Origin of the sequence: Amycolatopsis alkalitolerans, from assembly GCF_006152065.1 — a bacterium.
GTDB classification, from domain to species: Bacteria; Actinomycetota; Actinomycetes; order Mycobacteriales; family Pseudonocardiaceae; genus Amycolatopsis_E; species Amycolatopsis_E alkalitolerans.
On the sequence record NZ_VDFW01000005.1, the window covers coordinates 182,731 to 204,651 of the forward strand.

21 protein-coding genes are annotated in these 21,921 nt (G+C 70.8%); 12 read left to right on the forward strand and 9 right to left on the reverse strand.

Annotation, left to right across the window (positions count from 1 at the left end; all coding sequences use genetic code 11):
- Window positions 1-3: 3 nt before the first annotated feature.
- Window positions 4-924, reverse strand: coding sequence for an NADP-dependent oxidoreductase (locus tag FG385_RS08505; protein ID WP_139096069.1), 921 nt, complete (start codon window positions 922-924; stop codon window positions 4-6).
- A 565-nt stretch (window positions 925-1,489) separates the two neighbouring features.
- Between FG385_RS08505 and FG385_RS08510 the strand changes: the two genes are divergently transcribed.
- Window positions 1,490-1,945, forward strand: a complete 456-nt coding sequence (locus FG385_RS08510; protein ID WP_139096070.1) for a globin domain-containing protein — start codon at window positions 1,490-1,492, stop codon at window positions 1,943-1,945.
- Window positions 1,946-1,949: 4 nt separating this feature from the next.
- Here FG385_RS08510 and ilvA read toward each other — a convergent pair whose 3' ends face one another.
- Window positions 1,950-3,194, reverse strand: coding sequence for a threonine ammonia-lyase IlvA (gene ilvA / locus FG385_RS08515; RefSeq protein ID WP_139096071.1), 1,245 nt, complete (start codon window positions 3,192-3,194; stop codon window positions 1,950-1,952).
- A gap of 75 nt (window positions 3,195-3,269) precedes the next feature.
- Window positions 3,270-4,358 (reverse strand): DNA polymerase III subunit beta, encoded by a 1,089-nt coding sequence (gene dnaN, locus FG385_RS08520; protein WP_139096072.1) that lies wholly within the window; start codon window positions 4,356-4,358, stop codon window positions 3,270-3,272.
- A gap of 139 nt (window positions 4,359-4,497) precedes the next feature.
- On the opposite strand from dnaN, the gene FG385_RS08525 reads away from it, so the two are divergent.
- Complete coding sequence (locus FG385_RS08525; protein ID WP_139096073.1) at window positions 4,498-4,920, forward strand: pyridoxamine 5'-phosphate oxidase family protein; 423 nt, start codon at window positions 4,498-4,500, stop codon at window positions 4,918-4,920.
- Between the two features lie 17 nt (window positions 4,921-4,937).
- On the opposite strand, the gene FG385_RS08530 is transcribed toward FG385_RS08525, so the two are convergent.
- Window positions 4,938-5,960, reverse strand: coding sequence for a 3-isopropylmalate dehydrogenase (locus FG385_RS08530; protein WP_139096074.1), 1,023 nt, complete (start codon window positions 5,958-5,960; stop codon window positions 4,938-4,940).
- A gap of 195 nt (window positions 5,961-6,155) precedes the next feature.
- Between FG385_RS08530 and FG385_RS34730 the strand changes: the two genes are divergently transcribed.
- The gene (locus tag FG385_RS34730; protein ID WP_235022451.1) at window positions 6,156-6,431 is read left to right on the forward strand and encodes a beta/alpha barrel domain-containing protein; all 276 of its coding nucleotides are present in this window, start codon (window positions 6,156-6,158) and stop codon (window positions 6,429-6,431) included.
- Window positions 6,432-6,462: 31 nt separating this feature from the next.
- Window positions 6,463-6,888, forward strand: coding sequence for a beta/alpha barrel domain-containing protein (locus FG385_RS34735; protein ID WP_235022452.1), 426 nt, complete (start codon window positions 6,463-6,465; stop codon window positions 6,886-6,888).
- Between the two features lie 4 nt (window positions 6,889-6,892).
- On the opposite strand, the gene FG385_RS08540 is transcribed toward FG385_RS34735, so the two are convergent.
- Both FG385_RS08540 and FG385_RS08545 read right to left on the reverse strand, forming a co-directional pair.
- Window positions 6,893-8,326 carry a sulfatase family protein gene (locus FG385_RS08540; protein ID WP_139096075.1) on the reverse strand — a complete coding sequence of 478 codons (1,434 nt, stop codon included), beginning with the start codon at window positions 8,324-8,326 and terminating at the stop codon, window positions 6,893-6,895.
- Between the two features lie 5 nt (window positions 8,327-8,331).
- Window positions 8,332-9,633 carry an MFS transporter gene (locus tag FG385_RS08545; protein WP_139096076.1) on the reverse strand — a complete coding sequence of 434 codons (1,302 nt, stop codon included), beginning with the start codon at window positions 9,631-9,633 and terminating at the stop codon, window positions 8,332-8,334.
- Window positions 9,634-9,767: 134 nt separating this feature from the next.
- Here FG385_RS08545 and FG385_RS08550 point away from each other — a divergent pair, with 134 nt between their 5' ends.
- The 5 genes from FG385_RS08550 to FG385_RS08570 all read left to right on the forward strand — a co-directional run bounded on the left by FG385_RS08550 (window position 9,768) and on the right by FG385_RS08570 (window position 14,451).
- Window positions 9,768-10,757, forward strand: a complete 990-nt coding sequence (locus tag FG385_RS08550) for a sugar-binding transcriptional regulator (protein WP_139096077.1) — start codon at window positions 9,768-9,770, stop codon at window positions 10,755-10,757.
- Between the two features lie 59 nt (window positions 10,758-10,816).
- Window positions 10,817-12,487, forward strand: a complete 1,671-nt coding sequence (locus tag FG385_RS08555) for a sulfatase-like hydrolase/transferase (protein ID WP_327436823.1) — start codon at window positions 10,817-10,819, stop codon at window positions 12,485-12,487.
- Between the two features lie 53 nt (window positions 12,488-12,540).
- On the forward strand, window positions 12,541-13,134 hold the full coding sequence (locus tag FG385_RS08560; RefSeq protein ID WP_407645473.1) for an NUDIX hydrolase: 594 nt from the start codon (window positions 12,541-12,543) through the stop codon (window positions 13,132-13,134).
- A 154-nt stretch (window positions 13,135-13,288) separates the two neighbouring features.
- On the forward strand, window positions 13,289-13,948 hold the full coding sequence (locus FG385_RS08565) for a formate/nitrite transporter family protein (protein ID WP_407645475.1): 660 nt from the start codon (window positions 13,289-13,291) through the stop codon (window positions 13,946-13,948).
- 41 nt (window positions 13,949-13,989) lie between these two features.
- Window positions 13,990-14,451: a VOC family protein gene (locus tag FG385_RS08570; protein ID WP_139096080.1), complete on the forward strand. Its 462-nt coding sequence runs from the start codon at window positions 13,990-13,992 to the stop codon at window positions 14,449-14,451.
- On the opposite strand, the gene FG385_RS08575 is transcribed toward FG385_RS08570, so the two are convergent.
- The gene (locus FG385_RS08575; RefSeq protein ID WP_139096081.1) at window positions 14,379-14,951 is read right to left on the reverse strand and encodes a TetR/AcrR family transcriptional regulator; all 573 of its coding nucleotides are present in this window, start codon (window positions 14,949-14,951) and stop codon (window positions 14,379-14,381) included. The genes FG385_RS08570 and FG385_RS08575 overlap by 73 nt on opposite strands.
- 45 nt (window positions 14,952-14,996) lie before the next feature.
- Window positions 14,997-15,368: a DUF427 domain-containing protein gene (locus FG385_RS08580; RefSeq protein WP_139096082.1), complete on the reverse strand. Its 372-nt coding sequence runs from the start codon at window positions 15,366-15,368 to the stop codon at window positions 14,997-14,999.
- 63 nt (window positions 15,369-15,431) lie between these two features.
- On the opposite strand from FG385_RS08580, the gene FG385_RS08585 reads away from it, so the two are divergent.
- Window positions 15,432-18,791, forward strand: coding sequence for a TM0106 family RecB-like putative nuclease (locus FG385_RS08585; RefSeq protein WP_139096083.1), 3,360 nt, complete (start codon window positions 15,432-15,434; stop codon window positions 18,789-18,791).
- Between the two features lie 33 nt (window positions 18,792-18,824).
- The gene (locus FG385_RS08590; RefSeq protein WP_139096084.1) at window positions 18,825-19,304 is read left to right on the forward strand and encodes a nitroreductase/quinone reductase family protein; all 480 of its coding nucleotides are present in this window, start codon (window positions 18,825-18,827) and stop codon (window positions 19,302-19,304) included.
- A gap of 188 nt (window positions 19,305-19,492) precedes the next feature.
- Here the strand turns inward: FG385_RS08590 and FG385_RS08595 are convergent, their stop codons facing one another.
- On the reverse strand, window positions 19,493-20,092 hold the full coding sequence (locus FG385_RS08595; RefSeq protein ID WP_139096085.1) for a TetR/AcrR family transcriptional regulator: 600 nt from the start codon (window positions 20,090-20,092) through the stop codon (window positions 19,493-19,495).
- A gap of 85 nt (window positions 20,093-20,177) precedes the next feature.
- Between FG385_RS08595 and FG385_RS08600 the strand changes: the two genes are divergently transcribed.
- The gene (locus FG385_RS08600; RefSeq protein WP_139096184.1) at window positions 20,178-21,911 is read left to right on the forward strand and encodes an ABC transporter ATP-binding protein; all 1,734 of its coding nucleotides are present in this window, start codon (window positions 20,178-20,180) and stop codon (window positions 21,909-21,911) included.
- Window positions 21,912-21,921 lie beyond the last annotated feature (10 nt).

A 21,921-nucleotide genomic window follows, 5' to 3' on the forward strand; every position in this document is an offset into this window, starting at 1 on the left:
CCGTCAGGGGACCAGCACCACCTTGCCGCGGAACTTCCCGGCCGCGCCCTGCTCGTGCACCAGCGCGAGTTCGGAAAGCGGATGCCGTTCGCTGACGTCGACGCGCAGCTCGCCGGAATCGACCCGCCGGGCGATCTCCGCGAGCTGCGCCGCGTCGCTGCGGACGTACATGCTGACCGCTCGCACATCACGGGCCGGGTCGCCCTCGCCGGGTGTGGTCGTGGTGACCACCGCGCCGCCGTCCGCGACCAGCGCGGCGAGGCCGGTTTCGTTGTCCCGCACCAGGTTCACCACCAGATCGACCGGTTCGGCGACCGCCTCGGCCAGTGCGCCGGTGGTGTAGTCGACGATCTGGTCCGCGCCCTGTGCCCGCACCGTCGCGGCGCTGCGCGCGCTCGCGGTGGCGATCACGAACGCACCGGCCCGCTTCGCGAACTGGACCGCGTACCCGCCGACGCCACCGCCCGCGCCCCTGATCAGCACCCGCCGGCCGGCCTCGAGACCACCGTGCTCGAACAGCGCCTGCCACGCGGTGAGCGCGGTCGCCGGCATCGCCGCCGCGTCGGCCAGCGGGATCGTGGACGGCGCCGCGGCGAGAATGTCCGCGGGCGCCACGACGAACTCGGCCGCCGAGCCGTCCTCATTCGCCGGCAGGAAGCCGATCACGGCGTCGCCGGCCGACCAGGCCGCGACCCCCTCGCCCGGCTCCTCGACCGTGCCCGCGACGTCGACGCCGGGGGTGTGCGGGAACGCGACTGGGAAGGCCTCCTGCAGGAAACCGGCCCGGATGCTCGCGTCGAGCGGGTTGAACGACGTGCCGGCGACGCGGATGAGCACCTGCCCGGCGCCCGGCCGTGGGCGCTCGGCCTCCTCGTAGCGCAGGACTTCCGGACCGCCGTACTGGTGATAGCGCACTGCCTTCATGGCTCCCACTCCTCGCGTAGTTGCTCCGAATTCGAAGCATAATCCGACGGTAGCACGCGCTTCGAATTCGAAGCAACAAGCGCTCAGGCGAGAGTGGTACGTCAGCGGCCTGCGTTCGGGATACGGCGTCTTGCGGCCGGAACCGCTGCCGAGGCCCTCGTGGTCCTGCCGCCACTGCCCGAACTCCGGACATTCGGCGAGCAACCGCGCGGACAGTCCGCCCTGCCCTGCGCGAGGCGCACCTATCAGTCGATGCCGATCCCGGGGAGCCCCGCTGCTTCCGGGCTCAACCGTTCACGCTGCGACCGGAGGAACCGCGCACGGTCGTGGTATGAGAGCAGCAGAGCGGGAAGACCGGTTCGGCGGCCGGGTGCGGACGCTGCGGCTTTCCGGGGCGGAGGACAGTGACCGGATGAAGCCTGCTGGATCTCGCCCAGTTCGAGATCACCGAGTTCCCCCTGAACGAGGCTGTCGCGCGCGCCGCGGCCACCGGCGGGCGGTTCGCGCTCACCGTCGTGCGGCCCCAGCGATTGAGCCCGGCGCGCGGATGTGTGAGGCTTCCCGCATGCGCCCTTCGCTGTTCGAGTTCGCCGGGGGCGAGCCCGCGTTCCTGGCGCTCGCCCGGGCGCATCACGAGCGCTGTCTCGCCGACCCGGAGCTGAACCATCCTTTCTCCCATCCGGATCAGCATCCGCAGCACGTCGAGCGGCTCGCGGCGTACTGGGCCGAGGTCATGGGCGGGCCGCCGCGCTACTCACAGTCGTGCGGCGACCACACCGGGATGCTGGTGATGCACGCGGGCAACGGCGACATGAGCGACCTCGGCCGCCGGTTCGTCGACTGTTTCGTGCGCGCGGCCGACGACGCGGACCTGCCCGCCGATCCCGGCTTCCGGGCCGCGCTCCGGGCATACATGGAGTGGGCCGTCGGGCAGGTTCTGTCGTACCCGGGGGCCGAGCCGGTGCCCGCCGGGCTGCCGATGCCGCACTGGTCCTGGGAAGGGTTGCGGACCGAGGTGTGACCCGTCAGACCAGGAAGCGGAACATCGGATCGTCCGGGGAAAGCTTCCTCGCCGTCAGCGGCGAAGCCTCGAGGCGCGCGAGCAGGGGCGCCAGGTCTTCCGGGGCGCCGAGTTCGAGGCCGACGAGCGCGGGGCCGAACTCGCGGTTGGTGCGCTTGACGTACTCGAACAGCGCGATGTCGTCGTCGGGGCCGAGGATCTGGTCCAGGAACCGGCGCAGCGCACCGGGCTCCTGCGGGAACTCGACGAGGAAGTAGTGCTTGACCCCGCGCGAGACGAGCGCGCGCTCCATCACCTCGGCGTAGCGGCTGACGTCGTGGTTGCCGCCCGAGACCACGGCGATCACCGTTTCGCCCTGCCGCGCGACGCCTTCGGCCCGCAACGCGGCCGGGGCGAGTGCGCCGGCGGGCTCGGCGATCACACCGTCCACGTCGAACAGATCGAGCATCTCCTCGCACAGCACGCCCGGATCGACCTCGCGCAGCTCGACCGGATGCTCCTCGAGCACGCCGTAGGTGTGCGTGCCGGCCTTCCGCACCGCGGCACCGTCGACGAACCCGTCCAGCTCCGCGAGCTCGATCGGACCGCCGGCCGCGACGGCCGCGGCCATACTCGCCGCACCCGCCGGTTCGACACCGATGACCCGGGTCGCGGGATGGTGCTTCGCGAACCATGCGGTGATGCCCGCGACGAGCCCGCCACCGCCGATGGGCACTACCACGGCGTCCGGCGCGCGGCCCAGTTGCTCGACGATCTCCCTCGCGACGGTACCCTGCCCGGCGATGATGTCCGGATGATCGAACGCGGGCACCATCACCGCGCCGGAACGCTCGGCCTGCTCGCACGCGGCGGCGAACGCGGCGTCGTACGTGTCACCGCCGACGATGATCTCCACCCGGTCGCCGCCGAGTAGCGCGATCCGGGCGCGCTTCTGGCGCGGCGTGGTGCGCGGGATGAAGATCTTGGCGCGCAGGTCCAGCTCCCTGCAGGCGAACGCGACGCCCTGCGCGTGGTTGCCCGCGCTGGCGCAGACCACCATGCGGTCACGCTGCTCCTCGTCGAGTTGGGCGAGCAGGTTGTACGCGCCGCGGAGCTTGTAGGACCGGACGAGCTGCAGATCTTCGCGTTTGAGCCATACCTCGGCCCCGGTGCGGGTGCTGGCCCGCTGGTGCGGCTGCAGCGGCGTGCGCGCCACCACCCCGCTCAGCCGCTCGTACGCCGCGTCCACCGCGGCGGCCTCGACACCCATTCCCGCTCCTCACCCACTGTCACTGTGCTCGATCCAGCGTAATGATCGCCGTTCATCGACGACCGGCGGCCCAGGTCAGACCGGTGAGCGCATCGGGACGACGAGGTGGGTCAGCTCCACCTGACCCGCTTCGCCGGTGAACACCGTGGGGCGCAGGCTCTCCTGCTGTTCCATGAGCACTGTGCGGTCCGCGAACGGGCGGAGGGCGTCGAGCAGGTAACGGGCCTGGTAACTGGCCGTGTGGTGCTGCCCGGAGACGCCGGCCTTGACTGATTCCTCCGATTCGCCGCTGCCCGGATCACTGCTGTGGACACGCACCTCGCCGTCCCAGGCGGTGAGCGTCACCGTGCCGCGCGGCCCGGCGTACGGCGTGGCCCGGCGGACCGCGGCCGCCAGGGTGTCGGCCGCCAGTTCGACGGTGCCGGAGACCTCGGTGCGCAGCAGCCCGCGGACCCGGTCGTCCGGGAACGGCGCCGCAAGCAAGGCCGTGCTGAACGCGTCGCCGGCCCAGCTGAGGCCGAACCGGTCGGCGTCGGTGTGGACCGTCACCGGGCCGTCCAGCCGGCGGGCCAGATCGACGAGGGCGCTCGCCGGGACCAGCACGTCCAGCGCCGCGCCGGGCCACGGCAGCACGCACCGCGCCATCCGGTAGCGGTCGGTGGTCAGCAGCGTCAGGCGGCCGCCGTCCGTCCACATGCGAATGCCGGTGAAGATCGGCAGCGCGTCCTCCCGGGACACCGCGCCGGCCACGGCGGCGAGCGCCGTCCGCAGCTCCTCGCCGGGCACGGTCCCCGCCGCCGGGGGCGGTTCCGGTACACCCGGATGGAGCTCGATGTCCAGTAACGGCAAGGCGAATCGCGCGCCCGGGGCGCGGATCGCCAGCCGCGGTCCCTCGACGACCAGCCGCACCTGTTCGGCCTCGAGCGCGCGCAGCGTCTCGGCCAGCGGGCGCGCGGCGACGAGCGCGGCACCCTCGGAATGCACGATCGCCTGCCGGGCGAGGCGAAGGCCGTGCTCGCGGTCGCTCGCGGCGAGTACGAGGCCGGGCGCGGTGGCGGTGAGCAGCACGCCGCTCAGCACCGGGTCGAGCGTGCGGCCGGGCAGGAGGCGGGTCAGCTCGGCGGCCGCGCTCGCCAGGCCGGCCGTGGTGGCGGTCAGGTCCATGGGCCGGAAGGTACCGAAGGGGTACGACAAAACGGGGTCAACGTCCCACCGGCCCAGGTCTTCCGGCCCTGCTGCCCCGGCGAGGGCGCCACGCACACTGGCCATGTTGGTTCCCCACCCGCCGATTGAAGGAGCGGTTATGAGCGACATCCGGCCGCTGACCCCACGGGAATGCCTCGATCTGCTGGCGTCCCAGTCGATCGGCAGGCTCGCGTACTCCGAAAGCGCGTTGCCCGCGATCCGGCCCGTGAACTACTTCCTGCACAACGGCGACGTGATCGTGCGGACCAGCCGCGGCGGCTCGCTGGCGAAACTGACCAAGGAAGTGGTCGCCTTCGAGGTGGACAGCGTCGATCCGGACACGCGCACCGGATGGAGCGTCGTGGTGGTCGGGAAGGTGCGCCCGGTGAGCGACATCGAGGAGCTCGTCGCCCTCGCCGACCCGTTACGCCGACCGTGGGCGGATGGCGAGCGCGCGCATTTCCTGCGCGTCCCGATCGAGATCATCAGCGGGCGGCGGCTCGAGCTGTCCGCGGACCCGAAACTGTCCGTCGCGACCTGACGCCCCCGCCGTCCCATTCAGGAGGCGGCGGCCTGGGCTAGACGTTCGCCGATTTCCCTCGTGCCGCCCGGGTTCTCAGGATCGCGAGAGGCCAGGTCCGCGCGCACGGCCGCTTCGATCTTCGCGGCCGCCTGCCGCTCACCGAGATGGTCCAGCATCAGGGCCGCCGACAGCACCGCCGCCGTCGGGTCGGCCTTGTCCTGACCGGCGATGTCCGGCGCCGAACCGTGCACCGGTTCGAACATCGACGGCGTGGTGCGGTCGGGGTTGATGTTGCCGCTCGCGGCCAGCCCGATCCCGCCGCAGATCGCCCCGGCGAGGTCGGTGACGATGTCGCCGAACAGGTTGTCCGTCACGATCACGTCGTAGCGCTCCGGATGGGTCACGAGGTGGATCATCACCGCGTCGACGTGGTTGTAGTCGACCGTGATGCCGGGGAACTCGGCGCTCACCGCGTCCACCGTGCGCTGCCACAGCCCGCCCGCGAACTTGAGCACGTTCGTCTTGTGCACCAGGGTCAGGCGCTTGGCCGGCCGGGTCTGCGCATGCCGGAAAGCGGCCCGCACCACGCGCTCCACCCCGAACGCGGTGTTCACGCTGACTTCGGTCGCCACTTCGTGCGGCGTGCCGCGCCGCAGCGTGCCGCCGTTGCCCGTGTACGGGCCTTCGGTGCCTTCCCGGTACACCACGAAGTCGATCTCCGGGTTACCGGCGAGCGGGCTCGTCACCCCCGGGTACAGCCTCGCGGGACGCAGGTTCACATAGTGGTCGAGCTCGAACCGCAACCGCAGCAGCAGGTCCCGCTCCAGCACGCCCGGTGGCACCGACGGGTCGCCGATCGCGCCCAGCAGGATCGCGTCGTGGCCGCGCACTTCGTGCAGCACGGAGTCGGGCAGGATCTCGCCCGTGCGCCGGTAGCGCGACGCGCCGAGGTCGTATTCGACCTTTTCCACACCGGGCACGACCGCGTCGAGGACCCGCAGGGCCTCCGCGGTCACGTCGATACCGATGCCGTCACCAGGAATCACGCCGAGTTTCATGCGAAAAGCCTAGCCGCGCGAAGCGCGTCGATCGGGGGCGGCGGTCGGGCGAGGGGCCGGGGCGAAATCCCGCGTCCCAGGATACGAAATCAGGGTCCCAGCATCCGGGCGCACGGCGGCCCGCAGGGGCTTGTCGGTGCCGGGCTGACCTCGCTCGAGATCGGCGCGTTCGTCAGCCCCGCGAAGGTTCCGCAGATGGCCGATACCGGCGACCTCGTCGGGCGCCTCGACGTGCCGGGCACCTTCCACACGCTGGTCTTCAACGACCGCGGTGCGCGGCGCGCGGTCGAGTCGGGTGCGCGGAGCGTGCGGCTGGTCGTGTCCGCGAGCGACGGGCACAGCGAGGCGAACGGCGGGGTGCCGACCGCGGAAGCGCTCGACCGGCTGGACTCCGCGGCGGAGATCCTCGGCCGGGGGGATCCGGATCGAGGCGCGCGTCGCGACCGCGTTCGTATGCCCGTTCGGCGGTGACACCGAGCCGGGGCGGGTCGCCGAGGTCGCGGTGCGGCTCGTCGATCTGGGGGCCCGGGTCGTGCACCTCGCCGATACGATCGGCGCCGCGAACCCGGCACGGCTGGCGTCCACAGTGGATGCCGTCCGGGGTCGGCTTCCCGGGCAGCCGCTCGGACTGCACCTGCACAACACCTACGGGATGGCCCCGGCGAACGTGATGCGGGCGATCGAACTGGGAGTCACCAGGTTCGACGCGGCGCTGGGCGGCATCGGCGGCTGCCCGTTCGCGCCTGGTGCCTCGGGCAACATCGCGACCGACGATCTCGTGCACCTGCTGCACCGCGAAGGCATGGGCACCGGGATCGACGGGACGAAGCTGGCCGCGGTACGCGACGAACTGGCCGCGCTGCTGGAACACCGGCTGCCGTCCGCACTGGCGTCCGTGCCCGCGGCTCCGGCGGTGCTGCGCCGCTGAACCGTCAGCGATGCTCCCGGCCGCGGTCGGCGGTGTGCAGGGCACTGCGCGCCCGCCACCGGGCGAGGACACCGAGCAGGTGGGCGCGAGCCTTCGCCGCTTCGGTGTCCTCGCGCGTGGACCACAGGTTGCGCATCTCGTGCGGGTCGGCCGCCAGGTCGAACAGCTGCCCCTGATCGGAGTCGACGAACTCGACGAGCTTCCAGCGCTCGTCGCGCACCATCGTCATCAGCTCGGTACCGGTGAGGATCATGTCGCGGGCGTGCTCGGAGAACGCGTACTGCCTGCCCTGCCACGGTTCGCCGTGCAGCGCGGGCAGCAGTGACCTGGCCTCCATCCATTGTGGAGGTTCGAGGTCGGCCAGCTCGAGTACCGTCGGGCCGAGGTCCATCATCGCGGTCAGCGCGTCGATCCGCTGTCCCGCCACGATTCCCGGACCCCGGACGATCGCGGGCACGCGCACACTCGGCTCGTACATCGTCCACTTCTGACTGTGCCCGTGATCGCCGAGGCAGTCGCCGTGGTCGGCGGTGAACACGATGACCGTGTCCTCGGCCACCCCGCGCCGTTCGAGCGCGTCGAAGAGCAGGCCGATCTGCTCGTCGATCATGGTGATGTTCGCGTAGTAGTGCCGTCGCTGCCGGGCCGACTGCGCGGCGGTGGGACGGGCGAGGTGCACGATCGCGTCGTGGTCGTTGGCCTGGTGATGTTCGCGCAGCTCCCGCAGTGCGTCCGGCTGGCCGGCGAGATCCTCTTCGTCCACTGTGGGCAGTGGCACGTCGCGGTCGCGATAGCGGTCCAGATGCCTCGGGACCGGATCGTAGGGCGGGTGCGGCCCGGGGAACCCGATCTGCAGGAAGAACGGCTCGGTCCCGGGATACGTGTCGAGCCACCACCTCGCGTGCGCGCCGACGAACACGTCCGAATGCAGATCCTCGTCGAGTTCCCAGGCGAAGGCGCCGAGGCGGTCGGCGTAGTCGGCACGCTCGCGGTAGGTGACCCGGGTCGGCTTGCGCTCACCGCGCACCCACAGCGCCTTGTCCCACTGGTCGTGGAAGAACGGCACGTCCGGATGGTCGCGGTCCTTGTTCTCCACGACGGTCCGCTCGTGGAAGCCCATCGCGGTCTCCCACGGATGCGTGTGCATCTTCCCGACGTTCACACAGTGGTAGCCCGACGCCGCCAGCGATTCGACCCACGAGTGCCGCCACGTTTCTTCGTTGCGCAGCACGCCCAGGCTGTGCGGGTACAACCCGGTGAACAGGCTCGCCCGTGAGGGCGAGCACGAGGGCGCGCTGACGTAGGTGTGGGTGAAGGTCGTGCCTTCGGCGACGAGCCGGTCGAGGTTGGGGGTGTCCACGTGGCCGTGCCCGAGCGCGGCGATCGTGTCGTAGCGCTGCTGGTCGGTGATCACGAAGACGATGTTGGGACGGGGCATGATCCTCACGGTTTCTCGGCGAGTTCGCGACCTGAAGTCTCGGCGGCGAACAGGATGCAGACGAGGCTGAGCGCGCAGACCGCGCCCAGGTAGATCGCGACGGGCCAGTACGACTGGGCGAAGGCGGCGGCCAGTGCGGTGGCGATGGCCGGCGTCGGTGCGCCGCCGAGCAGGGCCGAGGTCTGGTACGCCACGCCGAGCCCGGTGTAGCGGGTGTGGGTGGCGAACAGTTCGGAGAACAGCGTGCCCTGGATGGCGAACATGCAGCCGGTGCCGACCGCGAGCATCACCACGATCATCGCCCAGACCGCGAGAGTGCTGCCACCGGCGAGCACCGGGAAGTAGGCGAAGCCGAGGCTGCCGCACAGTACGATCCCGAACAGGTACAGCGGTTTCCGGCCGATCCGGTCGGACAGGTGGCCGACGAGCGGGATGGCCGCGATCTCGACGGCGGCCGCGATCACGAATCCGGTGAGCATCACCTCCTTTCCGAGCCCGAGTTGCTTGGTGGCGAAGGAGATGCCGAACACGTTGATGACGTTGAAGGTCACCGCGTCGGCCAGCCGCGCACCGGTCGCGAGCACGAGGTTCTTGGGGTGCTCGCGCAGCAGGGCCAGCAGCGGGAACCGGTGGGCGCGCCCGGCGTCGGCCCGGAAGACCGTGGTCTCGGGCAGGTTGCGCCGGATGTAGAAGGCCACGAGCACGAACAGCCCGGACAGCAGGAACGGGATCCGCCAGGCCCAGCCGTGCACGGTCTGCTCGGGAAGCAACTGGACGAGCGCGAACACGCCGGTCGCGGTGAGCAGCCCGAGCGGGGTGCCCATCTGGTGGATGCTGCCCATGATCCCGCGCCGGCCGCGCGGCGCGTTCTCCAGCGCGACGAGCGCACCGCCGCCGAACTCCCCGCCGATGCCGAGCCCCTGCACCAGGCGCAGCGCGATCAGCAGGATCGGGGCCGCTACGCCGATCGCGCCGAAGGCCGGCAGCAGCCCGATGAGGAACGTGCCGCCACCCATCAGCGCGACGGTGATCAGCAGCATCCGCCGCCGGCCGATCCGGTCGCCGAAGTGCCCGAAGAGGACGGCCCCGAGCGGCCGGGTCAGGAAGCCGCCGGCGAAGGCTCCGAAGGACTGGATTGTCGCCACGGTGGGCGACGAGCCGGGGAAGAACAGCGCGGGGAACACCAGGCCCGCGGCGGTGCCGAAGAGATAGAAGTCATACCACTCGAGGAACGAGCCGGAGACGGACGCGATCAGGGCGCGGCGTGGGAACGGTGGCGCGTGCACGGTGCTGGTGGTCTCGGTCATCTGAACTCCCGCCGCTAGGCTCTCATTTGAGAGTTGTCAGATCTCAGATGAGAGTCATACTGATCGGGTGAGCGGCGCGCGTCAAGCCCCGGGTGCCGGTGCGAAAGACTGTCGGATGAGCGAGGAGGTGGTACGTGGCCGACGACGAGCGGGCGTCGCTTCCCGCGGGCGAACCGTCCGAGACGGAACGGCAGGCGCTGGCGCGGGGTGACGAGACGACGCTGGCGATCACGATCGCCCGGCGCTACTACTTCCAGGAGCAGTCCAAGGTCACCATCGCCCGCGCGCTCGGGCTGAGCCGGTTCCAGATCGCTCGCCTGCTGCAGGAGGCACGGCGCGACGGGCTGGTCCGGATCGAGATCGGCCGTCCTGGCCGGATCGACCCCGACCTGTCCGCGGAGCTCGCACGCGCGCTGGGCATCGCCCGCGCGGTCGTGGTCGAGACGACGGGCCGGTCAGGGGCGCTCGAATACGTGGGCGCGGCGCTGGCCGGGACGCTCGCCGAGGAGACCGGTGAAGGCGACATCGTGGGCTTCACCTGGAGCCGCGCCGCCGTCGTGGCCGCCGAACGCGTCCGGGGCCTGCGGGCTTCCGCGGTGCTCCAGCTTGCCGGCGCGCTCTACCCGCCCGACGGAGTGCCGGGTTCGGTCGAGGTGGTGCGTATGGTCGCCGCCGCGGGTGGCAGCGCCGCGCATCCGATCTACGCGCCCCTGCTCGTGCCCGACGCCGGAACCGCCGCCGGCCTTCGGCGGCAGCCGGAGATCGCGAGCGCCATGGCTCGCTTCGACACGCTCGACCTCGCAGTACTGTCGGTCGGCGCCTGGCATGCGGGTGGTTCGGCGGTCTACGACCTGCTGACCCCCGCCGAGCGCAAGCAGCCGACGGAGGCCGGTGCCTGCGGCGAGATCTCCGGGCGCATCTTCGACGGAAACGGGAAGCTCGTGCGCACGGACGTGGACGAGCGCGTCGTCGGCATCGAGGCGGAACGGCTGCGCGCCGTGCCGAAGCTGATCACGTCGAGCGTTGGTGCCCACCGGGCCGCCGCCACCCGCGCCGCCGTCGCCGCCGGTTTCGTGCACACCCTGGTCGCCGACGACGAACTCGCGCGTGCGCTGCTGAGCTGAACCGCACCGGGCCGCGCGTCGTGTAGCGAGTGAACCCGTCCAGCACGGAAGGACATTCGGTGTCGCTGCTGACGCGCATCCCGCCGGCCGAGCCGGTCGCACAGGACGAACCGCCGAAGCACAGGCGGATCGCGAGCCTCGTGCTCACGGCCCTGGCCTGCCTGCTCGTGCTGTTCGCGCTGATCGTGCCGGACCAGCTCAGCCGCTTCACCGTGTGGGCTTTCCTGCGCCTCCCGGTCGAAGCGCTCCTCGGCGTGGGCCTGGCGTTGCTGCTGCCGCCGCGGGCTCGGCGGATCGTGGCGGCGGTGCTCGGCACGGGGCTCGGGCTCGTGCTCATCGTGAAGGTGCTCGACATGGGCTTCTTCGTCGCTTTCGACCGGCCGTTCAACCTCGTCTTCGACTGGGGTTTCCTGCCGTCGGCCGTGGGGCTGGTGGAGGACTCGGCCGGCAAGGTCGGCGCGGTGGCCGCGGTCGTCGGTGTGTGCCTGCTCGCCGTCGCGGTGCTGGTCCTGCTGGCGCTCGCCGCGGTACGGCTTACCCGGATCGCCGCCGTGCGGCGCAAAACCGCCGGGCGCACCGCCGCCGTGCTCGCACTCGTGTGGATCGTATGCGCGGTGTTCGGCCTGCAGGTCGAAACCGGCGAGCCGATCGCGGCGAGGACGGCCGCTTCGCTGGTGTACCACGACGGGCGCCAGGTGGCCTCGGATCTGAAGGACCACACGGAGTTCGCGCGTGAACTGTCCGCCGACGCCTACCGGAACACACCGCCGGACCAGTTGCTGACGGCGTTGCGGGGCAAGAACGTCCTGCTCACCTTCATCGAAAGCTACGGGCGCGTCGCGGTGCAGGATTCGGATATCGCGCCCGGGGTCGACGCGGTCCTCGACGACGGCACGAAAGCCTTGCGTGCGGCCGGATTCGACGCGCGCAGCGGGTTCCTCACGTCGTCCACGACGGGCGGCGGCAGCTTCCTGGCGCATTCCACATTGGAGTCGGGCACCTGGGTGGACAACCGGCAGCGCTACGACACCCTGGTCGGCAGTGACCGGTTGACGCTCGCGAAGGCCTTCGGCAATGGGGGATGGCGCACGGTCGCCGACGAGCCGGCGAACGGAAGCGACTGGCCGGAGGCGAAGTTGTACGGGTACAAGCAGGTGTACGACTCCCGGAACGTCGGGTACCGGGGGCCGCGGTTCTCCTACGCCACGATGCCCGACCAGTTCACGATGAAGAGGTTCCAGGACAACGAACTGGCAAGGCCCGGCCACCAGCCGGTGATGTCGGAGATCGTCCTGGTGTCGAGCCATTGGCCGTGGGCGCCCTTGCCGCGGATGGTCGGCTGGGACCAGGTCGGCGACGGTTCGGTCTACGACCCGATGCCCGCGCAGGGCCGGCAGTTGCCCGAAGCGTGGTCCTCCCCGGCGAACACCCGTGCCGCGTACGGGGATTCCATCAAGTACTCGCTGAACACGCTGATTTCGTACCTGCGGACCTACGGCGACGACAACACGGTGCTGGTGTTCCTCGGTGACCACCAGCCGAACACCTCCGTCACCGGCAGCGACAAGGCGAGCCGGGACGTGCCGATCACCGTGGTGGCCAAGGATCCCGCGGTGCTGAACCGGATCTCCGGGTGGGGCTGGACCCCGGGCCTGCGGCCGGATCCGCACGCCCCCGTCTGGCCCATGAGCGCCTTCCGCGACCGGTTCCTGGCTGCGTTCTCGCACTGAGCGGACCGAGGATGTCGTGGCCGGCGCCCGCCCGGCGGCATAGAGTCGATCAGGTGACCGCACTGGACGATGCCGAAGCTGCGGTGCGGGCGTTCCCCCGCGTGGCCATTCCGCTCGATGGGCGCCGCGCCGCGGCCGTCGCGATCACGATCGGCGAAGGCGCGTGGGGTCCGGGCGTCTGGCTGACCCGCCGCAGCTCGCGCCTGCGCGCCCATCCCGGGCAGTTCGCCTTGCCCGGCGGCCGGTTCGACGACGGGGAGGACGCGGTCGGCGCCGCGCTGCGGGAGCTGCACGAGGAGGTGGGCATCCTCGCCGGGCGGGATCAGTGCGCGGGCCTCCTCGACGACTACGCGACCCGGTCCGGCTATGTGATCACGCCGGTCGTGGTGCGGACCGGGAGCGCCGAGCCCGTGCCCAACCCGGCCGAGGTGGCGCGGCTGCACTGGATCCCGTTCGCCGAACTCGACGCCGAGCCCCGGTTCGTGCACATCCCCGAATCGGACCGGCCGGTGATCCAGCTGCCGCTGGCCGGTCATCTCGTGCACGCGCCCACCGCGGCCGTGCTGTACCAGTTCCGCGAGATCGCCCTGCGCGGGCGGCACACCCGGGTGGATCATCTGGAACAGCCCGTTTTCGCCTGGCGCTAGACGAATGTTCGAAATAGTCCTCTGTGGACTTCGTGCACGAGTTCACCATGGCATGATCACTTTGTGCGCGATCGGATACCGGCTGCTCACGCGGTGACAACCTCGCGGACGGAAATCCTCGTTCGAATGGCCTGAACCACCCCGGATCGAAAGGATTTACCTCGAGGCGAGCGGGCCGCTCAACGCCGCGAACTCGCCGTGGACGAAACTCGTCCAGGGACTCGTGTTCGGCGTCGCACTGACCGTGGTCGTGTTCGCCGGTGCCGAACTGTCGACCGGCAACATGATGACGATGCTCCAGGGCGTGCTCGTGCACCGCCGTGGTGCCGGGATCGCGGCCGGGGTCATCCTCGGTTCGTTCGTGGGCAACCTCGTGGGCTCCGTCATGTTCGCGTGGCTCATCCATTCCGGCGGTGTGCTGACGGCCGGCGGGACCCCCGGCCACGCCGCACCCGCGACCACGCTGCTGGCCGGCGTGATCAAGGCCAAGACCGCGGAGTCCGCCGGGGCCCTGTTCTTCCGCGCGGCGCGCACCAAGTCCGACGGCGCGAAGCTCGCGCTCATCTTCTGGTGCCTGCTCGCGTTCGTCTCGTCCGGGTTCGAGCACGTCGTGGCCAACGTGACCACGTTCTCCCTCGGCCTGCTGGAGGGTGTCCCCGCGGCCACGCTCGGCGCCTTCGGCAAGAACCTGCTGTTCGTCGGCCTCGGCAACCTCGTCGGCGGCGGCCTGCTCGTGGGTGCGGCCTACAGTCTCGTCGGCCGTCGCGCGCGGATGAAGGCGCCCGCCGTGGAGCCCGCCCCCGCCGGGGTCTGACGGGCACGGAATTGTCGTAGGGCGGAGCTAGGCTCCCAGCCATGCTCGATCATCTCGGAGTCCAGGTGGCGGACGTGGACGCGTCGCTCGCCTTCTACCTGCACGTGTTCGGTCCCATCGGGGTGCGTGAAGCGATGCGCCATCCGGTCGGCGGCAGTTTCGTGGTCGGCCTCGCGGCCGGTGAAAGCGGTCCGGAGTTCTGGCTTTCGCCGGCGCGGGGCGCCGAAACCCGCGAGTTGCACATGGCCTTCCGGGCGCCGGATCGCGCCGCTGTCGACGCGGTGCACGAGGCCGCCGTGTCCGCGGGGGTCGAGGTTCTGCACGCGCCCCGCGAGTGGCCCGAGTACCACCCGGGCTACTACGGCGTGTTCCTCCGCGATCCCGACGGCCACAATGTCGAGGCGGTGCACCACGGAGGCCGACACGCGGCTCAGCCGAGCGCGGCGGTCGCCGCCCGCAGTTCCCCGACCGTCTCGCGGGCCAGTTCGGTGAACTCGCGCTGATTGCCGGGGGAGACCCAGCGGGCGAACGTCGTCCGGAAGGCCAGGTTCCCGAACTCCGCGGCGAGGCCGGCGACAGGCTCTGTCACGCCGCGTTCGCGAAGCGCGCCGGCGATGGTCGCGGTGAGGGTGGCGCTCTTGAGCGTCTCCCGTTCGCGCAGGTCGTCGTTGCTCGCGATGACGGCCTGGCGCTGGAGCACGAGTTCGCGCCGGTCCAGCCGGAAAACCGCGCCGGCGGCTTCCACGCCCGCGGCGATCGCCGCGATCGGTGTCGCGGAGTCCGGCGCGGCGGCGATCGCGTCGGTGAAGGTCCGGAGCAGGTCCTCCTGGCCGCCGAACAGGACCTCCCGCTTGTCGGTGACGTGCCGGAAGAAGGTCCGCTTCGTCAGCCCGGCTCGCGCCGCGATCTCGGCGACCGTGACGTTCTCGTAGCCCCTGTCGACGAAAAGCTCCAGCGCGGCACGTAACAGCCGGTCACGCGCGTTCGGCTCCCATCGGCCCATAGGCACAGCTTAAGGGATGACACTCGGTGCCATCGCCGCCGCTTCTCACTCGGTGACTGTGATCTCCACTTTGTCGGGGTAGAAGGCGACGTGCGAGGCGATGTCGCTGACCGCGTCGTACGGCGTCTCGTACGTCCATACTGCGTTGGGCGCTTCCTGTCCCGGCACCGAAAGGCTGTAGTAGCTCGCTTCACCCTTGTACGGGCAGTACGTCTTGGCGTCGCTCGGCTCGAGCACGGCCGGATCGACGTCGGAGAGCGGGATGTACTGCACCGGCGGGTAGGTGGACTCACGCAGCGTCAGCGCGGCAGTGCTTTCGGCGATGATCCTGCCGCCCGCCTTGACCACGACCCGCCCCACGGTGGGTTCGACGGTGATCGGGTGGGTCGCGTCCGGGATCCTGATCTCGCGCGTCATCGAATGGTCCTCCTCGGCGTGGCTGTCACTTCCGATTGTGCCCGCGTGCCAGACTGCCCGGCGATGTATACGCCTTCGGACCTCGCCGATCTGCTCGAATGTGAGCACCGCAGCATCCTCAAACAGGCGTTCACCGCCGGGCTTTCCGGTGCGCCCCGGCCCGGTGGCGGCGGCGACGGTCTCGCCGTCAAGCACGGGCAGGCCCACGAACTGGCCACGCTCGCGCGGTTCCGCGCCGAGCGCCCCGGTCTGGTGGAGATCGACTTCCACGACCGCGCCGAAGCGGCTGCCGCGACGGCGGAAGCTCTCCGCGCCGGCGCTCCCGTGATCTATCAAGCCGTGTTCGACGACGGCGCGTTCACCGGGCGTGCGGACTTCCTGGTGCGCGACGCCGAGGGCCGCTACGAGGTGTACGACACGAAACTCGCCCGCCACGCCCGCCCGTCGGCGGTGCTGCAGATCGCCGCGTACGCAGACGCGCTGCACCGCGGCGGCTGGCCCGCCGGGCCCGAGATGCATCTGCTACTCGGCGACGGTAGCACGGCGAGCCTGCGCGCCGACGACTTCTTCCCGCTGCTGCACCGGTTGCGCGCCAAGCTGACCGCACGCACGCCTGGGCTGCCGGACCGGCTGTGGGGTGACGAGCGGCCCGCCTGCGCGGGGTGCGCGTTCGCCGAACACTGCGCGACCGGCCGCGAGGCCGACCGTGATCTCTCGCTCGTCGCCGGGATGCGCGGGGACCAGCGCCGCAAGCTCGTCGAAGCCGGACTGCCGACCATCGACAGCCTCGCCACGGCCGCCGCCGAGGACCGCCCGCGCGACATGTCCGAGCGCACGTTCACCGCACTCCGCGCACAGGCCGCGATCCAGGTCCGCCAGGACGAGAGCGGCGAGATCACCTACGAGATCATCGAACCCTGCGCCCTCGCGGCCCTGCCGCCCGCACGTCCCGGCGACATCTTCTTCGATATGGAAGGCGACCCGTACGCGCTGGGAGGGCAGGGCCTGGAGTACCTCTTCGGCGCGGTGACCGCCGAAGAGGGCGAGCGGTTCACGCCGTTCTGGGCGCATTCCCGGATCGGGGAGAAGCGGGCCTTCGAGCAGTTCGTCGATTTCGCCACCGCCCGCCTCACCGAGGATCCCGAGGCGCACATCTACCACTACGCGCCCTACGAGGTGACCGCGCTCAAACGGCTCGCCGCCCAGCACGGCACGCGCGAGGAGGAGGTCGACGACCTGCTGCGCCGCGGCGCGCTCGTCGACCTGTATGCCGTGGTGCGTAAGGCTTTGCGGGTATCGCAGCGGTCGTACTCGATCAAGTACCTGGAGCCGCTGTACATGCCGGCCGCACGCGAGGGGGACGTGAAGACCGCGGCGTCGAGCATCGAGGCGTACGAGGAGTACCTGACGCTCACGCAACTCGGCGAGGCGGACGAGGCCGACGATGTCCTGCGCGGGATCAGCGACTACAACGAGTACGACTGCGTCTCGACCCTGCGCCTGTTCGAGTTCCTGCACCGGATCCGCGAACAGGCCGGGATAGCGCCGGTCCCGCCCGCTGAGGAGTCCGAAGTGGACGCCTTGCTGCGGGACACGAAGGAGGAGCTCGACACCGAACGCCGGGCCGAGCGCGCCGCGCGGCTCGCGAAACTCGTGGACGCGCTGCGGGGTTCGGACGAGGAAGCCGCGGAGCTGCTCGCGGCGTGCGTCGGCTATCACCGGCGCGAGACGAACCCGGCGTGGTGGGAGTTCTTCCGCCAGCTCGCCGCGCCGCTGGGCGATCTCGAAGTGGACACGACGTGTGCGGTGCCGGTCTCGGTGGACGCGGGGGAGTGGGTGCCGCCGTCCGGGCGGGCCCGGCTGGCGAAACGGACGCTCGTGGTCACCTGTGATCCCGAGCGGCCGCATCCGTTCACCGCCGGCGAGCAGGTACGCGTGCGGTACGGGGCCCTGGCCCATGACGCGCGGGTCATCAGCGCGTCGGCCGCCGAGCTGACGCTCGAGGAGAGCTGTTCCGTCGGGGAGACGTCGGCCGAGCCGCCGGCCGCGGTGCTGCCCGGGCGCCCGGTCCAGCCCGCGCCGAAGGACGAAGCGGTTGCCGAACTCGCGCAGCTCGTCGTCGACAGCCTGCCCGAGTTGCCCGCGCATCCCGGTGTCGATCTGCTGCGCCGCACCCCGCCCCGGCTCCGCGGTGGCCGCGCGCTGCCCGAGCCCGGCGAGGATCTGGTGCGCACGGTGATCGAAACCGTCGACCTGCTCGACGGTTCGGCGCTGGCCGTGCAGGGACCGCCCGGCGCGGGCAAGACCTACCTGGCCGGACAGCTCATCGCGCATCTGGTCCGCGCGGGCAAGACCGTCGCGGTGACCTCGACGAGCCACAAAGCCGTGGAGAACGTGCTCACGGCGGCGAAGACCACGGCGCCCGAACTGCCGTGCGCCAAGCGTCCCCGCAACGGCACGGTTTCCGAGCAACCATGGGACCAGCCGAAGAGCACGGACGCGCTGGCCAGGTGGCGCACCGAGCACGACGGCGGCCATCTCGTCGGCGGCACCGCGTGGAACTTCGCGAACGCAGCGATCCGGGCGGAGCCGTTCGACGTCCTCATCGTCGACGAGGCGGGTCAGTTCGCGCTGGCCGACGCGCTCGCGGTGTCGATGGCGGCGAAGAACCTCGTGCTGCTGGGGGATCCTCAGCAGCTGCCCCAGGTCGTGCAGGGCACGCATCCGGCCGGGGCGGAGGCGTCCGCGCTCGGCCACCTGCTCGGCGGCGCCGACGTCATCCCGCCCGGGCTGGGCTTCTTCCTCGACCAGACCCGGCGGATGCACCCCGGCGTGTGCGCGCCGGTCTCGCGGTTGTCGTATGCGGGGCTGCTGCACGCGCACCCGTCCGCGGCGGAGCGCGGGATCGACGGTGTGCGGCCCGGCCTGCACCTGGTGGAGGTGGAGCACCGGGGGAACACGACGCGCTCGCCGGAAGAGGCCGCGGCGGTGGTCGAGCTGGTGTCCACTCTGCACGGTCGTGAGTGGACGGACTTGAGCGGGCGCCGCCCCTTGTCGGGCAAGGACATCCTCGTCGTGGCCCCGTACAACTTGCAGGCGCGGGTAGTGAGCCAGGCGCTGGAACGCGCCGGGTTCGATGGCGTGCGGGTGGGCACCGTGGACCGGTTCCAGGGGCAGGAGGCGCCGGTGGTGATCGCGACGATGACCTCGTCCTCGGCCGTCGAACTGCCGCGCGGGCTGGATTTCCTCCTCTCGCGCAACCGGCTCAACGTGGCGCTTTCGCGGGCGCAGGTGCTCGCGGTGCTGGTGTGCTCACCCCGGCTGGTCGAAGCCGACATCCGGGGCGTCGGCCAGATGCGGCTGGTGTCGGGCATGGTAGGGCTGATGAACTCCGCCACGCCGTGGAAGGACTTGCGACCCTAGCCCGGGCGGCCCCGGTGCCGCTGGGCTGGCGCCATGACGCAGAAGACGACGGGCCGCTTCAACCGCTGGCTGTACTCCGGCGGGCGGCCCAACCAGGTCGCCCGGCTCATGAACCGGTCGTCCGCGTGGCTGTTCGCCAAGGGCCTGGTCCTGGCGGACCGGACGGCGACGCTCGAGGTCGCCGGGCGCAAGAGCGGGCGCGTGATCTCCTTTCCCATGGTCGTCACGGGGTACGAAGGGAAGCGATATCTCGTGGCGATGCTCGGCGAGCGGACGAACTGGGTGCGGAACGTGCGCGCCGGCCACGGCCGGGCCGTGCTGCGGCACGGTGTGGTCGAACCGGTGCGGCTGGTCGAGGTCGAACCGGACGAGCGGGCGCCGATCCTGCGCCGCTATCTCGACCTCGCCCCGGCCGCGCGGCCGCATTTCCCGGTCGCGCAGGGCGCACCGGTGGCCGAGTTCGCCCGGATCGCGGCGGACTACCCCGTGTTCGAGGTGACTAGTGCGGCGTGATCCTGCCGTGTTTGCCCGTGCAGTCGGTGTGTTTGCCAGTTGCGGTGGTGAGTTGGCTGGTCCGGTGGCCGAGTTTGCCCTCGGCGGCAGCGGTGGGCCAACTCGGTGACGCCCCGAGCCAATCCGGCGACGCGGTGGGCCAACTCGATGCCTTGGCAAGCAAACACACCACGCGTAAAGACAAGACACTAACTATCAGTCGCGCTGAGGCCGCGCAGCAGCGGCAGGTACACCTCGTCGACCATTTCCGTGATGGCCTCTTCGCGGATCGGGCCGCCGCAGGTCATACCCTCGTTGCGGACCAGGTCGAGCGGCAGCCGGGCGGCCCGAGGCGGCAGCTCGACCGGTGGCATCTCGCCGCGCTCGGCCGCGCGCGCGAGGATCCGCCGCATGCCCTCGGCCAGCGGCGCGGCCTTCAACCGCTCCTGCAGCAGCGCGGTCACCTCGGGATCGCGGAACGCCTCGGCCATCACGCCCGCGATCATTTCGCCCATCATGTCGTTCGCCCGCCGCGAAATCCGGGTGAACAGCTCGATGAGGTCCGACCGCAGCGCGCCGGTGTTCACGGGCTCCGGCCTGTTCGGCATCCGCCTTCCCCACGCGGCGAGCACCAGTTCCGCGCGATTGGCCCAGCGACGGTAGATAACTGGCTTGCTCGTCCCGGCCCGGCTTGCGACCCTTTCGATGGTCAACCCGCGGTAGCCGGCTTCCTGCAGCTCCGCCCAGGCGGCATCGAGGATCGCCGCCTCGAGCTGCTCGCCACGGCGGCGCGACCTGGTCTCGGACACCCGGCTCCTTAGATACGTTGCGTTTCTTATCTGAAGGGGCTACGGTGTCCATGTTAGATACGGTTGGTTTCTCTTGGGGGACCCGTTGCTCATCCGCCTGTTGCGCACCTACCTGCTCCCGTACCGGCAGGAGCTCACGGTCGTGCTCGTACTGCAGCTGATCGGCACCGTCGCGTCGCTGTACCTGCCGAGCCTGAACGCCGACATCATCGACAACGGCGTCATCCGGGGCGACACCGGGTACATCCTGTCCACCGGCGCGTGGATGCTGACGGTCACGCTGCTGCAGATCATCTGCTCGGTGGGCGCGGTGTTCTTCAGCTCCCGCGCCGCGATGGGCTTCGGCCGTGACGTGCGGGCCGCGATCTTCCACCAGGTCGGGCAGTTCTCCGCCCGCGAGGTGTCCACCTTCGGCGCGCCCTCGCTGATCACCCGCACCACCAACGACGTTCAGCAGGTCCAGCTGCTCGTGGTGCTGGTGTGCACGATGCTGGTCACCGCGCCGATCATGTGTTTCGCCAGTGTCGTGCTCGCGCTCAACGAGGACGTCGGGCTGTCCTGGCTGCTGCTGGTGTCCGTGCCGGTGCTGGTGCTCGCGATCGGGCTGATCGTCTCACGCATGGTGCCGCAGTTCCGCCGCATGCAGACGCTGATCGACGGGGTCAACCGCGTGCTGCGGGAGCAGCTGTCGGGTATCCGGGTCGTGCGCGCCTTCGTCCGTGAGCAGGCGGAGACGAACCGTTTCGCCGACGCGAACGCGACGCTGACCGGCACCGCGCTCCGGGTCGGCAGGCTGCAGGCGCTGATCTTCCCGACCGTCATGCTGATCCTCAACGCCTCGAGCGTCGCGGTGCTGTGGTTCGGCGCGCACCGCGTGGACACCGGCGAGATGCAGATCGGGGCGCTGACCGCGTTCCTCAACTACCTGCTGCAGATCCTCATGTCGGTCATGATGGCGACGTTCATCTCGATCATGATCCCGCGTGCGGCGGTCTCCGCGGAGCGCATCAACGAGGTCATCGACGCGCAGTCGTCGGTGCGGCCGCCGGTGGAGCCGGTCCGCGAGGTGGGGACGGCGGCGCAGCTCGAGTTCCGCGACGTCGAGTTCCGCTACCCGGGGGCGGCCGAAGCCGTGTTGCGCGATGTGTCGTTCCGCGCCGGGCCCGGCACCACCACGGCGATCATCGGCAGCACCGGTACGGGCAAGACGACGTTGCTGTCGCTGATCCCCCGGCTGATCGACGCGACGGCGGGCGCCGTGCTCGTCGACCGCGTCGACGTGCGGGAACTGGAGCCGGAAGTGCTGTGGCGGCGGATCGGCCTGGTGCCGCAACGGGCGTACCTGTTCACCGGCACCGTGGCGAGCAACCTCCGCTACGGCGATCCCGGCGCGGGCGACGACGAGCTGTGGCAGGCACTGGAAATCGCCCAGGCCGCGGACTTCGTGCGGGAGATGCCGGGCGGGCTGGAGGCGCCGATCGCGCAGGGCGGCACGAACGTGTCCGGCGGTCAGCGGCAGCGGCTCGCGATCGCGCGGGCGCTCGTGCGCAAGCCCGAGATCTTCCTGTTCGACGACTCGTTCTCCGCGCTCGACCTGGCCACCGACGCGGCGTTGCGCACCGCGCTGCGGCCGCACACGCGGGACGCGGCGGTGCTCGTCGTCGCGCAGCGGGTCTCGACCATCCTCGACGCCGACCAGATCCTCGTGCTCGACGGCGGGACGATCGTCGGCGCCGGCACTCACCACGAACTGCTGGACACCTGCCCGACGTACGTCGAGATCGTCCAGTCCCAGCTCACTCCGGCGGAGGCGGCATGAAGGCCGGCAG

Coding starts and splice junctions, on each gene's coding strand:
- FG385_RS08505 (WP_139096069.1), bottom strand. CDS start 924: ATGAAGGCAGTGCGCTATCACCAGTACGGCGGTCCGGAAGTCCTGCGC.
- FG385_RS08510 (WP_139096070.1), top strand. CDS start 1,490: ATGCGCCCTTCGCTGTTCGAGTTCGCCGGGGGCGAGCCCGCGTTCCTG.
- ilvA (WP_139096071.1), bottom strand. CDS start 3,194: ATGGGTGTCGAGGCCGCCGCGGTGGACGCGGCGTACGAGCGGCTGAGC.
- dnaN (WP_139096072.1), bottom strand. CDS start 4,358: ATGGACCTGACCGCCACCACGGCCGGCCTGGCGAGCGCGGCCGCCGAG.
- FG385_RS08525 (WP_139096073.1), top strand. CDS start 4,498: ATGAGCGACATCCGGCCGCTGACCCCACGGGAATGCCTCGATCTGCTG.
- FG385_RS08530 (WP_139096074.1), bottom strand. CDS start 5,960: ATGAAACTCGGCGTGATTCCTGGTGACGGCATCGGTATCGACGTGACC.
- FG385_RS34730 (WP_235022451.1), top strand. CDS start 6,156: ATGGCCGATACCGGCGACCTCGTCGGGCGCCTCGACGTGCCGGGCACC.
- FG385_RS08540 (WP_139096075.1), bottom strand. CDS start 8,326: ATGCCCCGTCCCAACATCGTCTTCGTGATCACCGACCAGCAGCGCTAC.
- FG385_RS08545 (WP_139096076.1), bottom strand. CDS start 9,633: ATGACCGAGACCACCAGCACCGTGCACGCGCCACCGTTCCCACGCCGC.
- FG385_RS08570 (WP_139096080.1), top strand. CDS start 13,990: ATGCTCGATCATCTCGGAGTCCAGGTGGCGGACGTGGACGCGTCGCTC.
- FG385_RS08575 (WP_139096081.1), bottom strand. CDS start 14,951: ATGGGCCGATGGGAGCCGAACGCGCGTGACCGGCTGTTACGTGCCGCG.
- FG385_RS08580 (WP_139096082.1), bottom strand. CDS start 15,368: ATGACGCGCGAGATCAGGATCCCGGACGCGACCCACCCGATCACCGTC.
- FG385_RS08585 (WP_139096083.1), top strand. CDS start 15,432: ATGTATACGCCTTCGGACCTCGCCGATCTGCTCGAATGTGAGCACCGC.
- FG385_RS08590 (WP_139096084.1), top strand. CDS start 18,825: ATGACGCAGAAGACGACGGGCCGCTTCAACCGCTGGCTGTACTCCGGC.